This is a genomic window from Chryseobacterium sp. T16E-39 (assembly GCF_002216065.1).
GTDB lineage: Bacteria > Bacteroidota > Bacteroidia > Flavobacteriales > Weeksellaceae > Chryseobacterium.
On the sequence record NZ_CP022282.1, the window covers coordinates 1,470,480 to 1,487,822 of the forward strand.

At 35.7% G+C, this 17,343-nt stretch carries 17 protein-coding genes; 11 read left to right on the forward strand and 6 right to left on the reverse strand.

Going from position 1 to position 17,343, the window contains the following annotated elements:
* The first annotated feature begins 72 nt into the window (after nt 1-72).
* Nucleotides 73-2,292 carry an NADP-dependent isocitrate dehydrogenase gene (locus CEY12_RS06690; RefSeq protein WP_089026957.1) on the forward strand — a complete coding sequence of 740 codons (2,220 nt, stop codon included), beginning with the start codon at nt 73-75 and terminating at the stop codon, nt 2,290-2,292.
* A 325-nt stretch (nt 2,293-2,617) separates the two neighbouring features.
* Here the strand turns inward: CEY12_RS06690 and CEY12_RS06695 are convergent, their stop codons facing one another.
* Nucleotides 2,618-2,953 (reverse strand): winged helix-turn-helix transcriptional regulator, encoded by a 336-nt coding sequence (locus tag CEY12_RS06695; protein WP_089026958.1) that lies wholly within the window; start codon nt 2,951-2,953, stop codon nt 2,618-2,620.
* 87 nt (nt 2,954-3,040) lie between these two features.
* Between CEY12_RS06695 and CEY12_RS06700 the strand changes: the two genes are divergently transcribed.
* From CEY12_RS06700 to CEY12_RS06730, 7 genes are all read left to right on the forward strand, one after another.
* Nucleotides 3,041-3,787 (forward strand): SDR family oxidoreductase, encoded by a 747-nt coding sequence (locus CEY12_RS06700; RefSeq protein ID WP_172821017.1) that lies wholly within the window; start codon nt 3,041-3,043, stop codon nt 3,785-3,787.
* Between the two features lie 166 nt (nt 3,788-3,953).
* Nucleotides 3,954-4,946 carry a heme-binding domain-containing protein gene (locus CEY12_RS06705; protein ID WP_089026960.1) on the forward strand — a complete coding sequence of 331 codons (993 nt, stop codon included), beginning with the start codon at nt 3,954-3,956 and terminating at the stop codon, nt 4,944-4,946.
* Complete coding sequence (locus tag CEY12_RS06710; RefSeq protein WP_089026961.1) at nt 4,943-5,380, forward strand: hypothetical protein; 438 nt, start codon at nt 4,943-4,945, stop codon at nt 5,378-5,380. The genes CEY12_RS06705 and CEY12_RS06710 overlap by 4 nt, the downstream gene beginning before the upstream one ends.
* A 116-nt stretch (nt 5,381-5,496) precedes the next feature.
* On the forward strand, nt 5,497-6,510 hold the full coding sequence (locus tag CEY12_RS06715; protein ID WP_089026962.1) for a sensor histidine kinase: 1,014 nt from the start codon (nt 5,497-5,499) through the stop codon (nt 6,508-6,510).
* The gene (locus CEY12_RS06720) at nt 6,491-7,258 is read left to right on the forward strand and encodes a LytR/AlgR family response regulator transcription factor (RefSeq protein WP_089026963.1); all 768 of its coding nucleotides are present in this window, start codon (nt 6,491-6,493) and stop codon (nt 7,256-7,258) included. Before CEY12_RS06715 ends, CEY12_RS06720 begins: the two co-directional genes overlap by 20 nt.
* A gap of 117 nt (nt 7,259-7,375) precedes the next feature.
* Complete coding sequence (locus CEY12_RS06725) at nt 7,376-8,155, forward strand: DUF1223 domain-containing protein (protein ID WP_089026964.1); 780 nt, start codon at nt 7,376-7,378, stop codon at nt 8,153-8,155.
* Nucleotides 8,156-8,213: 58 nt separating this feature from the next.
* A complete protein-coding gene (locus tag CEY12_RS06730; RefSeq protein WP_089026965.1) occupies nt 8,214-8,612 on the forward strand; it encodes a DoxX family protein in 399 nt (132 codons plus the stop codon).
* Between the two features lie 284 nt (nt 8,613-8,896).
* Here CEY12_RS06730 and CEY12_RS06735 read toward each other — a convergent pair whose 3' ends face one another.
* The 4 genes from CEY12_RS06735 to CEY12_RS06750 form a co-directional block, all read right to left on the reverse strand.
* Nucleotides 8,897-9,892, reverse strand: a complete 996-nt coding sequence (locus tag CEY12_RS06735; RefSeq protein ID WP_089026966.1) for an MBL fold metallo-hydrolase — start codon at nt 9,890-9,892, stop codon at nt 8,897-8,899.
* A 2-nt stretch (nt 9,893-9,894) separates the two neighbouring features.
* Nucleotides 9,895-11,085 (reverse strand): MFS transporter, encoded by a 1,191-nt coding sequence (locus CEY12_RS06740; RefSeq protein ID WP_089026967.1) that lies wholly within the window; start codon nt 11,083-11,085, stop codon nt 9,895-9,897.
* 73 nt (nt 11,086-11,158) lie between these two features.
* A complete protein-coding gene (locus tag CEY12_RS06745; RefSeq protein ID WP_089026968.1) occupies nt 11,159-12,160 on the reverse strand; it encodes an aldo/keto reductase in 1,002 nt (333 codons plus the stop codon).
* 88 nt (nt 12,161-12,248) lie between these two features.
* Entirely contained in the window at nt 12,249-13,154 is a 906-nt protein-coding gene (locus tag CEY12_RS06750; protein WP_089026969.1) for a helix-turn-helix domain-containing protein, read from the reverse strand.
* A 544-nt stretch (nt 13,155-13,698) separates the two neighbouring features.
* Between CEY12_RS06750 and CEY12_RS06755 the strand changes: the two genes are divergently transcribed.
* A complete protein-coding gene (locus tag CEY12_RS06755) occupies nt 13,699-13,986 on the forward strand; it encodes a GNAT family N-acetyltransferase (RefSeq protein ID WP_089026970.1) in 288 nt (95 codons plus the stop codon).
* A 2-nt stretch (nt 13,987-13,988) separates the two neighbouring features.
* Here CEY12_RS06755 and CEY12_RS06760 read toward each other — a convergent pair whose 3' ends face one another.
* On the reverse strand, nt 13,989-15,086 hold the full coding sequence (locus tag CEY12_RS06760) for an MBL fold metallo-hydrolase (RefSeq protein ID WP_089026971.1): 1,098 nt from the start codon (nt 15,084-15,086) through the stop codon (nt 13,989-13,991).
* 173 nt (nt 15,087-15,259) lie between these two features.
* Here CEY12_RS06760 and CEY12_RS06765 point away from each other — a divergent pair, with 173 nt between their 5' ends.
* Together CEY12_RS06765 and CEY12_RS06770 are read left to right on the forward strand one after the other, a co-directional pair.
* Nucleotides 15,260-16,759 (forward strand): S41 family peptidase, encoded by a 1,500-nt coding sequence (locus tag CEY12_RS06765; protein ID WP_089026972.1) that lies wholly within the window; start codon nt 15,260-15,262, stop codon nt 16,757-16,759.
* A gap of 12 nt (nt 16,760-16,771) precedes the next feature.
* Nucleotides 16,772-17,332, forward strand: coding sequence for a YdcF family protein (locus tag CEY12_RS06770; RefSeq protein WP_228409808.1), 561 nt, complete (start codon nt 16,772-16,774; stop codon nt 17,330-17,332).
* The last annotated feature ends 11 nt before the right edge of the window (nt 17,333-17,343 follow it).

Genomic DNA, 17,343 nt, shown 5'->3' on the forward strand with positions numbered 1-17,343 from the left:
GTTTAATCTAAAAAAATTAAATTTTAACTAAATTTGTGGGAGTTAAAAAATCAAATAATAAATAACAGTATAATGTCAGAAAAATCAAAAATCTATTACACATTGACGGATGAGGCTCCAATGTTGGCTACACATTCATTTTTACCTATCGTAAAGGCATTTACAAAATCAGCAAATATTGAAATTGCTGTTCCGGATATTTCTTTAGCAGGAAGAATTCTCGCTAACTTCCCGGAATTCTTAAAAGAAGATCAAAGAATTGGTGATGCATTGACCGAATTAGGTCAATTAGCAACTACACCAGATGCTAATATTATCAAATTACCTAATATCTCTGCTTCAGCACCTCAGCTTGATGAAGCTATTGCAGAATTACAGTCAAAAGGTTTTGCGGTTCCAAACTATCCTGCTGAACCGAAAAATGACGAAGAAAAAGCAATTAAAGCTAAATATGCTAAAGTTTTAGGAAGTGCTGTAAATCCTGTGTTAAGAGAAGGAAATTCTGACAGACGTGCTCCAAAAGCTGTTAAAAATTATGCAAAAGCTAACCCACACAGAATGGGTGACTGGGCATCAGACAGCAAAACTGATGTAGCACACATGAACAACGGAGATTTCTACGGTACTGAAACTTCTACAACTCTTGAAAATGCAACAAAATATAAAATCGTTTTCAAAGGAAATGATGGTTCTGAAAAATTATTGAAGGATTTCGCAGGTCTTGAGGCTGGAGAAGTTATAGATTCTTCTGTAATGAACCTGAACGCTTTGAAATCTTTTGTACAGGAAGCTATTGAAGAGGCTAAAAAAAGAAATATTCTTCTTTCTGCTCACCTTAAAGCGACGATGATGAAGATTTCTGACCCTATTATTTTCGGAGCAATCGTAGAAACATTCTTTAAAGATGTATTTACTAAATATGCAGATACTTTCAAATCTTTAGATATCAATCCAAATAATGGTCTTGCTGACCTTTTTGAAAAAATCAAAGGAAACGCTCAGGAAGCTGAAATTAAAGCAGCTATTGAAACTGCTTTAGCTAACGGACCAAGAGTAGCGATGGTAAATTCCGACAAAGGAATCACCAATTTCCATGTTCCTTCTGATATCATCGTTGATGCATCAATGGCTGCATTAGTAAGAGGGGGAGGAAAAATGTGGAATAAAGAAGGTAAAGAAGAAGATACAGTAGCAATCATTCCAGACCGTTCTTATGCTGGTTTTTATCAGGCTGTAATCGATGATATGAGAGCTCACGGTAAACTGGATCCAACAACAATGGGTTCTGTTCCTAACGTTGGTTTAATGGCTCAGAAAGCTGAAGAATATGGTTCTCACGATAAAACTTTCCAGGCTACAGCTGATGGAACAATTGAAGTTCAGGATGAAGCTGGAAACATTCTTCTATCTCAGAAAGTAGAAAAAAGTGATATCTTCAGAATGTGTCAGACTAAAGATGCTCCTATTCAGGACTGGGTAAAACTGGCTGTAAACAGATCAAGACTTTCTGATACTCCAGCTATTTTCTGGTTGGATAAAGGGAGAGCTCATGATAGAGAAATCATTAAAAAAGTAGAAAAATATTTAAAAGATCACAATACTACAGGATTAGATATCAGAATCCTTGATGTAAAAGATGCAATGACTGAAACTCTTAAAAGAGCAAGAGAAGGTAAAGATACCATTTCTGTTTCAGGAAATGTATTGAGAGATTACTTAACAGATCTTTTCCCAATCCTTGAACTAGGTACTTCTGCAAAAATGCTTTCTATTGTTCCACTAATGAATGGAGGAGGTTTGTTTGAAACAGGTGCCGGAGGTTCTGCTCCTAAGCACGTTGAACAATTCCTTGAAGAAGGATACCTAAGATGGGATTCTTTAGGAGAATTCTTAGCACTACAGGCTTCTTTGGAACATTTAGCTCAAACTCAAGGAAATACTAAATCTCAGGTTTTAGCGGATGCATTAGATGAAGCAAATGCTAAATTCTTAGCTACCGATAAATCACCTGCAAGAAAAGTAGGACAGATCGATAACAGAGGTTCTCACTTCTACTTAGCAATGTATTGGGCTGAAGCTTTAGCAAACCAGACTGCTGATGCAGAGATCGCTCAGAAATTCAAGCCGGTGGCTGCCAGTATGCAAGAGAATGAAGAAGTAATCAATCATGAATTAATTGCTGCTCAAGGTAAGCCTCAGAATATTGACGGTTATTACAAAACAGATACTTATAAGACGTACGCGGCAATGAGACCAAGTACTGTTTTAAATGAAATTATTGATGGAATATAATTTCCACAATTGATTATAATTAAAAGCTCCTTTTTTTAAGGAGCTTTTTTATTGGGGAAAAAATAATTTATGTTTTGGCTAAAGCCAATTGAAGATATCTTAAATTAAAGACGGGCTAAAGCCCGTCCCTATTGATCGTAATTAATAGACAAATACGCTCAACCAATTCAAATCATTTAATTTTTGATTTTTTTAATTTCCAGATAAAACACGTTGAAATTTTTCACTTCGCCTGCGCTTTGTTCTGAATGACTAGGGAAGATTCGCTCAACCAATTCCCATCTTTCAATTTTTTAATCCTTAAATCTTTTAATCAATTCTTAAATCAATCACCTTCCACAATCACCTTCCTATGTTCCCTACCCCAATTGATCATCTCCATAATAATCTTACCAAACGTTCTGCAGTAATCTGTCGGTATATATTCTATTAAAACCGGAGTATCCGGATATACATTTCTGGTCACCAGCTTATTCATCTCCATATCTTTTAGTTCTTTTGAAAGCATTCTTGTCGTTATACCCGGAATACTTCGTTCAATTTCACGGAAACGCCTGTTACCATTACAAATGGCATTGATAATCGGAATCCGCCATTTTCCGCCTATAAAATACAAGGTATCCTGTAATGCCCTAAGTTCTTCTGTCTGATCTCTTTCCATGTTGTCAAAATTAAGTTGATATACTCTGTGATACTGATTACAAAAGTATATCATTTTCACTATAACTTTGTCAAAAATTTTAAGAAAATGAATAAATTTAACAACAAACTGGCGATCGTAACCGGTGGAAATAGCGGGATCGGATATGCCACAGCAAAGGAATTAATTTCGGAAGGAGCACAGGTAATTATTACAGGAAGAAGAAAAGAAGCCATAGAAAAAGCAGCAGCAGAACTGGGTGCAATACCTTTTACAGCTGATCAGGGGAAACTGGAGGATATTGATTTATTGAAAAAAGAAATTGAAGATCAGTACGGAAAAGTTGATATTTTATTTATCAATGCCGGAATTACCGGAACACTTACTTCTATTGAAAATATGAATGCTGACAATTTTGACAGTGTTATGGATATTAATTTCAGAGGAGCCTACTTCACACTTAGTAAGTTGATCCCATTATTGAATGATGGGGCATCAGTGGTATTTTTATCATCTAATGTTGCAACTACCTACAAACCTAACAGCTCAGTTTACCAAGCAAGTAAAGCCGCTTTAAATTCCATTGCTAAAACCGCTGCTGCAGAGTTAGCTCCAAGAAAAATCAGGGTAAATATGGTAAGTCCGGGACCAACCAAAACAGAAATTATGACCAAGGCAGGTCTCGATGAAGATACATTAAAAGGTATTAATGAATGGTTAATTGATGCCATCCCTTTAAAGAAAATGGGAACCGCAGAGGATGTTGCTAAATTAGTCGTTTATCTATCTGATAGCAATGTTGCCAGCTTTATGACAGGTACTGAAATTATTGTTGATGGCGGGATGATCCTGTAGTACCCCATCTTTTAAACTTAAAATACCGGAATAGCTTCCGGTATTTTGCATTTTCATATTCACGAGTTAAAATTCTATTTCAACCTTTAAATTGTCCGGTTCAACCTTTTTTACATTTTATTCCTCCTAGCCGCTCTCTATTTTTGAACCATAAAAATAATTGATTATGGATTCAGTAAAGAAAAAGAGAACAGTAAAACCCCTGGCAATACTACTTATAGCCATTCTGGGAACCTTTGCAGGGTTACAGCTTTATAACCCACCAATTGAAGGCAAACCGGTAACCGGTACTATAGAAGCACCTCATGAGGTCGTCGAAATTCTGGAAAGATCTTGCTTCAACTGTCATTCTAATGAGCAAAAATTAAGCTGGTATGATCAGCTGGCTCCTCTATCATGGGCAGTGAAAAAAGACGTTGACAGAGCAAGAGAAGTAATGAATTTTTCAGAGTGGTCACAAGTATCTCCCGGAGAGCATAAAGGCAGAATGTATTCGATATTGAATATGATGCAGGCCGGTAAAATGCCTCTGCATGAGTATACTTTACTGCACGCATCAGCAAAAATTTCAGCGAAAGATATTGAAGTTATCAGAAAATATACGCTATCACTTTCAGGAAAGGGCCCGGCTTCTGTAAATAAAGAAATAAAAGATGCCCATCAGGAAATAAAGTTTGCTTCTTCAGCTTCTAAAACTTTTCCTGTATCACCTAATGGAGTGCAATACACCCCGGAATTTAAAAACTGGAAAGTGATCAGCATGAGTACATTATTTGACAATTCTATCCGTGTAATTTACGGAAATGATACAGCTGTAAAAGCTGTTGAAACCGAAAATTTTCATCCGTGGCCTGATGGCAGTATTGTAGTAAAAGCAGTATGGAAACAAAGCGAATCTCCTGATGGAGAAATCAGACCGGGTGAATTTATCAATGCCCAGTTTATGGTAAAAGATTCAAAAAAATATACAGATACCGAAGGTTGGGGATTTGCTAAATTTTCCGGTAAGGATCTTCATCCCACAGGAAAAACCGCATCATTTGCAAAAGAATCATGCATTGCCTGTCATCGTCAGCTGGCAGAGCCTACCGGATATTTATTTGATGTCCCAATGAAAGTAAACACAAAAAGTCTAATCGAAAAATTACAGAAAAAATGAGCAAAATAATTGTAGCCATTATAGCAAGCTTCCTCTTTTTAACTTCATGCAGTAATGAAAATTCTAAAAATCAGGACACGGTTCGCTTAGTATTTGATGCCGGCCAGCTGAAATTCATTGCCTCATCATTAAATAAGAAAAAACAGACAATGTCTGCCCTTTATGGAAATAATCAGGCCTTGCAATCCTTATCAAAGAAAAATGATCAGCCAGAATCGGGAACACAAATGAAACTTGTCACCTGGAAATATCATGAAAACCCTCAATATGTTGGTGGTACCATTACTGGCGAGTTACTTAGCATAGAAACTATTGAAACCAATATGAATGGAGCAACATCTTACAGCGTAAATAGCAGTTCTGCCAATACATATAAAAATAAGGAAGAAAGAATACAGTATATGCTCGGTTACCAACCGGTAGTAATGCCATAGTAAAAAATAAAAGTTATCTTGTAATCTGGGGCTGAAATATCAGTCTCAGATTACATTTATTAAAATATTATCATTAAAAAATATTAATTTAACATTTTTAAATTCCTCCCTTCTTAATGCAACAAAAAAAAATAAAAATATCGCAGGCTGTCATCTGGGTAAGCTCTATTGTATTAGGCGTATTATCCTCAGTACCCCAGCTTGCCTCCCATGATTTTAACGTCATGGAAGCTGTCGTTAATGCAGCGATTACTTCAGCCTTTGCAGTCGTCATGTGGTATCTCAATATCTTTTTACTGAACCGTAACACCAAAAGGCGTCAGGGAATTTCATATTCCAGACTTTTAGTCATACTTGCTTTGGGTATGCTGGTGATGTTTGTACTGGCCTGGGTTCAACAGCTCATTTTATCCCATATCAATTTTGGACCTGTCATGCTGATGGTGGAAGTAAGAGGAATTCTGATCAACCTGATCTTTTATATGTTTTTAAATTTGGTTCAACATAATTATACTGGTCAGCAGGTTCATTTAGAGTTGGAAAAGGTCAAAAGTGATAACCTCGGAGCTCAATATGAATTACTGAAACAGCAGGTAAATCCTCATTTTCTTTTTAACAGTTTAAATACTCTTAAGTCCATGGTGGAAACACATGATGAAGAAACTGTTGATTTTATTATCAAGCTTTCCGATTTTTATCGATTCACCTTGGAAAGTAGAAAACTTGACCTCATCACTGTAGAAGAAGAAATGAAAATACTCAATTCGTATTTATTTTTGCAGAAAGCGCGTTTTGGTGATGGTTTTACTTTTACCGATACCCTGAACCCGGAAACTTTAAAAACATTAATTCCTCCTTTTACGTTACAATTATTGGTAGAAAACTGTATAAAACATAATGTGGTATCACAGAGTAAACCTTTACATATTAAAATCTATGAGGCTAACCATAAGATCATTGTAGAAAATCCTATTCAGCGCAAAATGATTCCTGAAGATTCTTTAGGAGTGGGCCTCAATAATGTCAATATGCGTTACAAACATCTACTGGAACAGGAAATTGACATCTCCGACAACAATCAAATTTTCCAAATAAAACTACCCTTTATCCATGAATATCATCATCATTGAAGACGAATTCAGAGCAGCAAAATCATTGCAGAATTTAATTAAAGAACTAAAACCTGAATCTATTATAACCGGAGTTTATGACAGTATAGAAGCCAGTGTAGAAGCCTTAAACAAAGATAATAAACCCGATCTTATCTTTATGGATATCCATTTGTCTGACGGTTTATCTTTTGAAATTTTCAAGCAGGTCGAAATTACCTGTCCGGTAGTTTTCTGTACGGCATTTGACCAATATATGCTGGATGCTTTTAAAAGTAAGGGGGTAGATTATGTTTTGAAACCTTTTTCACGTGAAGACATTGGTGAGGCCTTAAGAAAGGTAGATGAGCTCAAAAAGTTTTTCCAGAAAACGGAAATTCCGGAATTAGAAGCCCTCTTACAAAAAATAGCCCAACCTCAGGCCGCTACAAAAAGCAGCTTCCTTGTTTTTAAAAATCAAAAATACACGACAGTCCTCACGGAAAATATTGCGTATTTCTACATTCACAATGAAATGACCCACCTTGTTACTTTTGATAAACAACAGTTTTCACTCACCCAGTCATTAGGACAGGTAGCAGAACTTGTAGATCCTAAACAGTTTTTCAGAGTCAACAGGCAGTATATAGTCAATTTCTCCGCTATTAAAGAAATGGAGCATTATTTCCAGCGTAAAATATATGTAAAACTAGTGATTGACACTCCGGAAAAGCTTTTAATTAATAAAGAAAAAACTCATAGTTTCTTCTCCTGGCTGGAAGAACGTTAGGAGTTGATTTTTTAAACTTATATTTTTCAGGGTTCACCTTTCGATTTGTCTGGTTGAGCCCTTTTTTCATTTTTTAGCATCCCTCAGGTATCTACTTTTGAATAAAAATTAAAAGAAATGATATCTAAAAAACTTCTTATAGTAACAGCATTTGTAGCATTACTATTTACAGTTTCTGCCTTTGTGCAGAAAGACAAAACCGACGAAAGTCTTACCACGATACCAACCGGTACAAACAATGGCTTTGCAGTTCTCGAACTCTTTACCTCTGAAGGATGCTCCAGCTGCCCGCCAGCAGATGCTTTGATGGGGCAAATTAAAGAAAGCAGTAAAGATCAGCCTGTCTACATCCTTGCTTATCATGTTGACTATTGGAACCGTCTTGGTTGGAGAGACCGCTTTAGCACTCCCGAAAACTCAGAACGTCAGCAACAGTATAGCAGAACACTCGGATCTCAGGTTTATACACCACAACTTGTGGTAAACGGAAAACAACAGTTTGTAGGATCAGACAAAGAAGCTGTAGAAAACTCTGTTATCAGCTCTTTAAGCCATGAAGCTAAAAGTACAGTGGATCTGAAAGCACAGTCTAATTCTAAACAAATTACCGTCAACTATAAGGTTACAGGAAATGATACTCAAAATAAACTTTTAATCACACTGGTACAGAAAAAAGCTTCTACCAACGTAGCTAAAGGAGAAAATGAAGGCCGCCATTTACAACATTGGCAAATCGTTCACAAGCAGGTTCAGGTCTCTTTAAAAAACAGTCTGGAAGGCAGTACAAGCTTTTCAATCCCTGAAAACTTTACTACTACTGATTGGGAAATTATAGGATTTATTCAGAATGTAAAAACCGGACAGATCACCGGAGCATCAAAAGCAATATTCAATTAAATAAACAGTTACACATCAACTTCAAACAATTACAACAACAATTTAAAACAATAAAAAAATGAAAACAAAAACAACAAAAATCATCTATTGGTCAGGCGTTATCTTTATGTCATTATGGTTCGGAGCAAGCGGCTTCTTTGAATTGACAAAAAATCCTGTAGTGTGGGACATCACCCAACAGTTAGGCTACCCACCGCACTTTATCTATATACTGGGTGTCTTTAAACTTGCGGGAGTTCTTGTGCTTTTACTTCCAAATAAACTCTTACGATTGAAAGAATGGGTGTTTGCAGGCATGTTTTTCGATATTACTTTTGCCTTCTTCTCCAAGGTCGCAGTTCTCGGACTTCCATCAACAATTGATGCGGTTGTAGCATTTACAGTACTTTCCGTTACCTATTTTATGTTCAGAAAAAGATACACTCCAGAGCTGATCTTTGATGAAGAATCATTTTAATTAAATAGTAAACAGTTCTTATTAAGCATAAATCCTCTCATTTTTGAGAGGATTTATTATTGAAAATTGATCGTTTCACTAATTGAGATTCTTCGCTCCGTTAGAAATTTAAGACTGGAAGAAGCAATAACAAAGACTGTAAATTAAAAATGAGATAAATAAAAAATTCTTCGATTATTAAAGAACTTAAGTGTACTTCTTAATTGAAATTGCTTCATATTCGTTCGCAATGACAAAGTGTTTAAAAACTTTTGTGCCTTTTGTGGTTTAAATCTCATTCCATTTTAATTCATAAAAGCTTCCGGGATCCATTCAAATGCATCTGCTTTCTCTTTTGTAAATCCCAAACCCGGCCATGGGAGATGGTATGCAAAAGCCCGAGTTCTTGTTTCAGCCAATTGCTTAAGTATTTTTTTTCGGGAAGCAATTGCAATATCCAGATCAGTATCTCCGAAATATCCCCAATCAGGATGAGGAAATAAGATCACATCAGAATGCATCAGGTCTGCAATATACAGAAGCTTCTCATTTCCCGATGAAATTGTAACCAGTGTAAGCCCTGGTGTATGTCCGGGTGCAAGCTGGAAATTAAAATTCCCATATAAGCTTTTATCCAGGTCATAGAATTTCAATTTTGGCTTTATCACTTTCAAAATATTCTGAATTCCAGGAATAACCTGGTTAAGAAATTCCGGTTGATTCTTTAATGCACTGTTGCTGAAATCCTTAATCGTTGCTTTCATCCAAAAATCATGTTCAACTTTTGAGATAAATAACTGAGCATTCGGAAAAACAAGCTGATTCTGCTTATCTACTACGCCTCCGATATGATCCGGATGGGCATGGGAAAGGAATACATCCGTAATATCGGAAGCTGAGAAGCCTGCTCTTTTCAAGCTCTTCAGTAAAAATCCAGTTCTGGAATCTGCAAAAATGCCCATTCCACTATCCATTAAAATCAACCTGTCTTTTGTTTTAACGAGTAAAACATTCATGCCCATATCGATCGAGTTTTCGGCACGGAAATTATCTTTAAGAATCGTTTTTAATTCTGATGTGTCTCCCCTCGGAGCAAAAGAGTCAAGGTTTTCTTCATGAATAAATCCATCACTAAGAATATACAGATCCAGATCACCCAGTTTTATTTTTTTAACACCAGAAAGATCATCCTCTGTAGTTGTGCTGAACACCGTTCTTTCATTTGCCAACAAGCCGGAAAAAGGGATCATCGTTAAAGTTCCGGCTAAAATTCCATTTTTTAAAAGTTCTCTTCTATTCATAATTATATATGTGCTTTTCTTATTTTGATCATATTTAAGATAAACAAACCCAGAATTCCCAATACAAAATAACCTTCCGCCACCTGTAGTTGGAACTGAGGTTTTATCAGGCTTGCAATACCATAGCTTATCGCTGAAGTGATAATGAATGCAACACCTCCTGTTAACCCGCCGGCAATTCCGGCAGAATCAGGAAATCTTCCGATACAATAAGAGAAATAATTATTGAAAATAAATCCTGCTGTTACATGAATCGCGAAGGCAAAAACAACCAAACTGTAAAGGTTACTTACGTAGTAAGAAAAAATGAACATCAAAATAATCAGAATGAGCTGGATAAAATTAGCATAGCGAATTTTAGGCAGGAATGCTTTGTTGATCAAAGCTTTTCCTAAAAAGCCACCTGTCATCCATGCTAATCCAAGGATAAGCGAGACATATCCTGCAACGACTTCTGAATAGCCCATTTTGTGTTCGATAATGAATGCCCCACAGAGGTTGAAAAATATCACCATTGCATAACTCAGCCCACACATCAGCATTCCATAGAAAAAGTCTTTGGCTTTAAACATAGAATTGTATTCTTTGATCAGGAAACTGATACGAAACGGATTTCTTCTCTTTAAAGTTTCTCCCGAAAATAGCAGCTCAAAAATGAGAAGGAGTAAACTGTAGCCAGCTAAAACATAGAAATTGGACTGCCATCCAAAACTCTTTTGCAGATAACCACCAATAAATGGTGCCACAATAGGACCTACCGACCATACAATCGTCATAATACTTAAATAGTGCTTCCTTCTCTCCCCTTCATAGACATCCACAAAAAAGGCACGTTTTGAAACTACCGCAAAACCGGACAGCATCCCATGGAGAACACGCATCGCATAGATAACCATAATATTTTCTGTGGTTGCGGTAATCAGAAAAGTAACGACGAACAACGCCAAAGAAAAAACAGATACCGGGTACCGCCCAAATGAGTCTACAACACTTCCGGCAAAAAACTGTGTGACTCCATAGCTTATTAAAAATATAGACAGGGTTAGCTGTATACTACTTTCAGGCAAATGAAGCTCAGTAGCCATACTTGGCATTGAGGGTAAATAAATATCCGTTGCCAGGCCTGACATCGGAATTACTGCAAAAGCTAAAATGGTAGCTATAAATTGATTCTTTTCTTTAAGAGCCTTCATTTCCTCTCCTTATTTTCTTTCATAAAAAAATCTGGATTTCTGAGTATTTCAGAAATCCAAACTTAAATTTTCATTAATTATTGACCAGTTTCATTGATCCTTCACTATATCTTTCTCCCACATTAGGATATTTCTTCAAGATAGCATCTACTGCATCGAGATCAGATTGGGAAAGCTCGACATTAATGGCTGCGATATTTTCTTCGAGATACTTAATCCGTTTTGTTCCGGGAATAGGAATTATATCATCACCCTGATTAAGTACCCAGGCTAATGCCAACTGTGTTCCTTTAATTCCCTTAGAACTTGCAAGTTCATTAAATTCCTGAACCAGCTTTCGGTTGTTTTCAAGGCTTTCCTCCTGATAACGTGGTAATGATTTTCTGAAATCATCATCTCCAAAATTCTGAACTTCATTGATGTTGGCAAAAAGTCCTCTGGCTAATGGAGAATATGGAACTAAAGAGATGCCTAATTCTCTTATCGTAGGTAAGATCTCTTTTTCAACATCTTTTGTCAGAATAGAGTATTCCGATTGTAAAGCAGTAATAGGATGGATTTTATTTGCTTTTTTAATAGATTCTGCGGAAGCTTCTGATAACCCTATATATTTTACCTTCCCCGCTTTTACAAGATCGGCCATTGCTCCTACAGTCTCTTCAACAGGAATGTTCGGGTCAACTCTATGTGCATAATACAAATCTATTGTATCAATTTTCAAGCGTTGAAGACTCAGATCTACAGCCTGCTTTATCCATTCCGGAGAACCGTCAAAATATGTTCCGGGAGCACCACTGTGGCTCGCTTTACCATCCTTAAACCTGAATCCGAATTTTGTAGCGATAAAGATTTTATCACGGTTCGGAACCAGTACTTTGGAAATCAGTTTCTCATTTTCACCATTGGCATACATATCGGCAGTGTCCCAGAAATTAACCCCCAGGTCCAAAGCTTTGTGTAGTGTATTGATGCTTTCCTGCTCATCAGCGGGTCCGTAGGCAAAGCTCATTCCCATACATCCTAAACCAATAGCAGATAACTGCTCTCCTGTGTTTCCTAATTTTCTAAATTTCATGATTGCTTGTGATTTTAAATTATAAGAACAAAATTATAACAACCTGAATGATTACTTTATATAGAATTCAAACTAAGAATTATAAAATTCAAACAAGATCACTTCTTAAAGCGTTGGGCGTATTTCCGGTTTGTTTTTTAAAATAATTGGTAAAATACGCCGGTTCTTCAAATCCAAGCCCGTAAGCTATTTCAGAAATATTCCAATCGGTGTGTTTTAATAAGGCATTAGCCTCCTGAATAATTCTCGAAGTAATCTGCTGACTGGTGGTTTTCCCTGTAACCTCTTTTACAGATCTGTTAAGGGAGTTAACATGAATAGAAAGGCTTTCAGCATAATCATTAGGCGATCTTAGCTTCAGATAGGCATCCGGGCTGTCTATGGGAAACTGTCTCTCTAAAAGCTCCATGAATAATGAAGCCACTCTTTGAGAAGCATTCTGATAATGTTCAAAATTCTCAGCAGGATGCATCTTCATCGTTTCATGAATTAAAAGATGAAGATAATTTCTGAGCATATCATATTTGTGGATATAATCAGATTCAATTTCTGCCATCATCTTCTCAAAGATGCCGGAAACTGTTTTTTGCTGCTCGTCATTAACAAAGAATACCGGTGTTCCTCCTATCCTGAATAGGGGTGAATCCTGGAGATTTCCTAAGCGGGTGCCATTTTGCAAAAACTGATCCGTAAACAAACAGAACCATCCTTTCTGATCATCATCATCGGCTTCCCATGAATAAGGTACGACAGGATTGGAAAATAATAGGGCTGGTTTATCTACGCGGATCCATTTATCAGCATAATGAAGCTTTCCTTTTCCAACAATTAGTGATACTTTATAAAAATCTCTTCTGCTGTATGGAGTAACCAATGCACAGTTATCCCGGGAAAACACATTAAAGTGCCCCAAACCTGAATCGGAATGGCAGGAAGGAAAGACTCTAACCTGAGTACGACGATAAAATTCTTGTAATGATTCTGATGATTCCATAACACAAAGTTATAAAATTCAAACACAATTAAGAATATATAATTTCAAATAACCATTGGAACAAAAAAAAATGACTGATCTTACGAACAGCCATCAAAAAAAATTTGAATATATAGTGAAATGTGATTCATTACGGTGCTCATGTCCTTTCAATTAAAATGCCAAATTACAGGAGTCGATTATTAATCTTTATTAAACTTTTGTAAGGAGTTGAAAATGTAGGGAATAAATTATTGGGGGAGAGAGGGGTTCGGGATTCGAGTTGCGAGTTATGGGTTATGAGTTATGAGTTATGAGACAATAATACCCTTATCTCTTTTTCACACCCTCATACTCTCATACTCTCTTACTCTCTTACTTTCACACCCTCTAACCCTCTAACTTCTATCCTCAAATCCCAATAATTGCTTAATTTAAAAGAATATAAATTACGGACAACTTCTTAAAATTAACTCATTGTATGATTTTAATTTGTAATTTTAAAGAAGAGATCTGATTATAAGCTCTCGAAAATCATTTATCATCCAACCTAATCTCAATAATTATGGAAAATATAAAATTTGAAATATCTCCATATCAAGATGAATTGCAGATATTAATCGATGAAAAGAAAGCCGGATACATGTCCATGGCAATTGATGGCAGACAATTAATTGTATACTACACAAAACTCAACGAAGAACTTGAAGGGCATGGATATGCTAAAATGCTTTTAGACGAACTGGTACGGTATGCAGAGGAAAAAGATTTACTGATAGACCCTGAATGCGATTTTGTAAGACAGCAATTTGAAAATCATCCGAAAAGATACAAAGACATCTGGCACGCCTAAGGCTAATCCTCCCACCACGTCTTGAATTGAGTATCCGATTGATTCAAATCAACTATTTCGCCAATCATAGGAGTAAGAATATGTAATTTTTTCTCTTTACCCAAACTTGATATTTTTTTAAGCGGCTCATTCCAGGGATGAAGAGCCAGAGCAAATTTTGAGGAATGAACAGGAATTATGTTTTGGGCATTAACTTCTATACTTGCCTGTATAACCTCCTGAGGAAGTGCATGAATATATTTCCAGGCTTCATTATATTGCCCGTTCTCCATAATAGCATAATCAAAAGGACCATACTTTTCACCAATCATTTTAAAATGAGTATCATAACCACTGTCACCACCTAGGAAGAGCTTTTTCGTAGGCGTTTCCAGAACATACGAGGTCCATAATGTTCCGTTTCTTTTTATTTTTCTTCCTGAAAAATGCCTTGCCGGAGTAAAGGTTATTTTAATATTATTTTTTAAATCAGCAATACCACCCCATTCTTCTTCAATAAGCTGATCTTCCCTGTAGCCCCATTTTTCAAAATGTGCACCCACTCCCAGAGGTAAAATAACAGTTCCTACCCTATCTTTTATATTTTTAACCGTAGGATAGTCTAAATGGTCAAAATGATCATGAGTAATAATAAGATAATCAAGATTGGGAACATCTTCAGGTTTGAAAATATCAGAACCCGTAAATGCTTTATTGAAAAATTTGAACGGAGATCCGTAAGTACTTAGAACAGGGTCTATTAAAAAAGAAACTCCATCCGTCTGTATAAAATAGGAAGAATGCCCCAACCAGATAAAAACATCCTGATCTTTTGGAATATCTTTTAAACTGGTATGTATGGAAGGAATCCTCTTTAATGGCTTTAAAAGGGGATCTTTTTTAGCCAGAAAAAAATTATAGAGAACTTCAGACATGCTATGTCCTTCGGCAAGTGACGGAGTGTGACTAATATTCTGAAACTGCCCATCCCTATAATGTTTTGACTGTTTCATTCGCTCCAATCTTTTCCCTGCAGGATCAGAACCAAAAACATCCTGACTCATTATTAAATAATACGCCAACACCAACAGAATAACAACTGCAATAAGTAAATACATCATTTGATAAAAATAAGCATCAAATGTATTAACTTTTGCCCTTAAATGGTATACCAAACCGGGAAATAAGCAATTTATTTAACGAAATATTATAACACTTATTTAAAAAATTATCATTATTTTAATATTCTGATCATTTTAAACAATTAAATTTGTAGGTTTTAAACACAAAGACATTGAAAATTTCATTAATTCTATTTGGATTCTTTTTTTTATGGTCCTGCTCTTCGGTCGCCAATAGCGAACAGCAGGATGCGGCGCTTATAGAACCTGATCAACTTAAAAAAGATGTGGATTATGCCTACAGTAAATTAAAAGAGATGCATCCTCAGCTTTACAGGTACACCACAAGAAAAGATCTGGATTATAGAATCGACAGCCTTAAACAGACCATTAACAAACCTCTTACCCCCATTGAGTTTTATTTCAAATTACAACCAGTAATTACAACGATTCGGGAAGGGCATCTCTCACTGATGATCCCTTTTGAGAAACTAAAAAAGGAGTATGGCGGAAGAAAATTATTCAACTATTTTAAATATGCGATAAAGGATAACCATTTATATATTATAGAAAATAAAGATTCTATTTATAATATAAAACCGGGTACCGAAATAGTAAGCATTGATGATGTCCCTGTTATTTCCTATATCAACAGATACAAAAACCTGATCAGCAGTGACGGCCGGAATAAAACTTTTATCCCTTACTATCTTAAAGACATGATTTTCATCTTTTTTTGTATGGAAAATGGCTTCCTGGATCATGTGAGAATTGAAACATTATATAATAATGAAAAGAAAAGTTATACGCTTGAGAGACAAAAGCAGAGCGATCAGGAAAGAGAAAAGCTTAAAGGCCTGACCGCCTCAAAAAGCAGTCGTTCTCAATGTTCAGGCACCCGTAATTTTCAGTTTTTAGATGATGATAATTCCATTGCTTATATCAATATAAAAAGATTTTCAGACAACCATTCAGATAAATTTTACCGGGATACTTTTGAAAGAATTAAAGAAGCAAAATCATCTTATCTTATACTGGATATAAGGGATAACTATGGAGGTTCCCTGCAGGAAATCAATACTCTTTATTCGTATCTTGTGTCCGAGCCTTTTACCTTGATAAAACCCTCAAGACTTAATTCAGGCTTTACTCCATTAAAGACCAATTATTTTAAAAAAAGCAGCCCTCTGGAATATGCATTGAAAGGGATTACTTATCCTACTTATTTTTTCCTTAAAACCTTCCATACATACAAAGGAACTGATGGTAAATTCTATTATAAAATAAAAGCAGATAATGTAACCAAGCCCAGTAAAAATGCTTTTCAGGGGAAAATTTTTGTACTGGTAAATGGAGGAAGTTATTCAGCATCTTCTATTATCAGTTCTAAATTAAAGTTTGATAAAAAGGCGCTGTTAGTAGGTGAAGAAACCGGAGGAGCAAATGATGGAACTGTAGCAGGTTTTTATTCTTATCAGGTGTTGCCAAATTCCAAACTCACTTTACCGATTGGATTGTTATTGGTAAACCCAAATATTACACTCACCAACTCGCAAAGAGGAGTAATTCCTGATGTAGCCATCCCTGAAACTTTACAAGATATCATTAATAAAAATGATGTTCAATTAAATTGGGTGAAGAGCGAGATTGAAAAAGAGAAAAAAAAGCCATAAAAAAACATTATAATGAAAAAAATTCTATTTTTTTTAAAAGCCATTTTCTATGTTTTCATCCTATGGTTTGTGATACATTCATTGTACATTATTGCAGATGGCTTATACGATACTAAACAAAAATCTGATCTAGCTGTTATTCTGGGAAATAAAGTTAATGAAGATGGTACATTATCCAAAAGACTGGAAAAGCGATTAGAAACAGGAATTGAGCTTTATAAGAACCATAGAATCAAAAAAATTCTAGTAAGTGGGGGCTTTGGAAAAGAAGGTTATTTTGAAGGAGACAAAATGAAAGATTTTTTAATTTCGAATGGAATTCCCGACTCTCTGATAATTGTCGATAATCATGGTGATAATACAAGAGCAACTGTTGAAAATACTTTACAATTGAAAAAGCAATTGGATTTCAATAGCGTGATTGTTATTTCACAATACTTTCATGTTACAAGAACAAAAAAACTTTTTAAAGATAGCGGTTTCACGAATGTGACAAGTGCAAGCCCCCGGTATTTTGAAGTAAGAGATTTATATTCGATTATCAGGGAATTTCCAGCTTATTACACCCAGTAATAATTTTTAGC

Excerpts from the sequence above, each read along its gene's own strand:
- CEY12_RS06690 (WP_089026957.1), top strand. The coding sequence starts at position 73 with ATGTCAGAAAAATCAAAAATCTATTACACATTGACGGATGAGGCTCCA.
- CEY12_RS06740 (WP_089026967.1), bottom strand. The coding sequence starts at position 11,085 with ATGAAGGCTCTTAAAGAAAAGAATCAATTTATAGCTACCATTTTAGCT.
- CEY12_RS06710 (WP_089026961.1), top strand. The coding sequence starts at position 4,943 with ATGAGCAAAATAATTGTAGCCATTATAGCAAGCTTCCTCTTTTTAACT.
- CEY12_RS06730 (WP_089026965.1), top strand. The coding sequence starts at position 8,214 with ATGAAAACAAAAACAACAAAAATCATCTATTGGTCAGGCGTTATCTTT.
- CEY12_RS06750 (WP_089026969.1), bottom strand. The coding sequence starts at position 13,154 with ATGGAATCATCAGAATCATTACAAGAATTTTATCGTCGTACTCAGGTT.
- CEY12_RS06720 (WP_089026963.1), top strand. The coding sequence starts at position 6,491 with ATGAATATCATCATCATTGAAGACGAATTCAGAGCAGCAAAATCATTG.
- CEY12_RS06700 (WP_172821017.1), top strand. The coding sequence starts at position 3,041 with ATGAATAAATTTAACAACAAACTGGCGATCGTAACCGGTGGAAATAGC.
- CEY12_RS06735 (WP_089026966.1), bottom strand. The coding sequence starts at position 9,892 with ATGAATAGAAGAGAACTTTTAAAAAATGGAATTTTAGCCGGAACTTTA.
- CEY12_RS06745 (WP_089026968.1), bottom strand. The coding sequence starts at position 12,160 with ATGAAATTTAGAAAATTAGGAAACACAGGAGAGCAGTTATCTGCTATT.
- CEY12_RS06755 (WP_089026970.1), top strand. The coding sequence starts at position 13,699 with ATGGAAAATATAAAATTTGAAATATCTCCATATCAAGATGAATTGCAG.
- CEY12_RS06705 (WP_089026960.1), top strand. The coding sequence starts at position 3,954 with ATGGATTCAGTAAAGAAAAAGAGAACAGTAAAACCCCTGGCAATACTA.
- CEY12_RS06715 (WP_089026962.1), top strand. The coding sequence starts at position 5,497 with ATGCAACAAAAAAAAATAAAAATATCGCAGGCTGTCATCTGGGTAAGC.
- CEY12_RS06695 (WP_089026958.1), bottom strand. The coding sequence starts at position 2,953 with ATGGAAAGAGATCAGACAGAAGAACTTAGGGCATTACAGGATACCTTG.
- CEY12_RS06760 (WP_089026971.1), bottom strand. The coding sequence starts at position 15,086 with ATGATGTATTTACTTATTGCAGTTGTTATTCTGTTGGTGTTGGCGTAT.
- CEY12_RS06725 (WP_089026964.1), top strand. The coding sequence starts at position 7,376 with ATGATATCTAAAAAACTTCTTATAGTAACAGCATTTGTAGCATTACTA.
- CEY12_RS06770 (WP_228409808.1), top strand. The coding sequence starts at position 16,772 with ATGAAAAAAATTCTATTTTTTTTAAAAGCCATTTTCTATGTTTTCATC.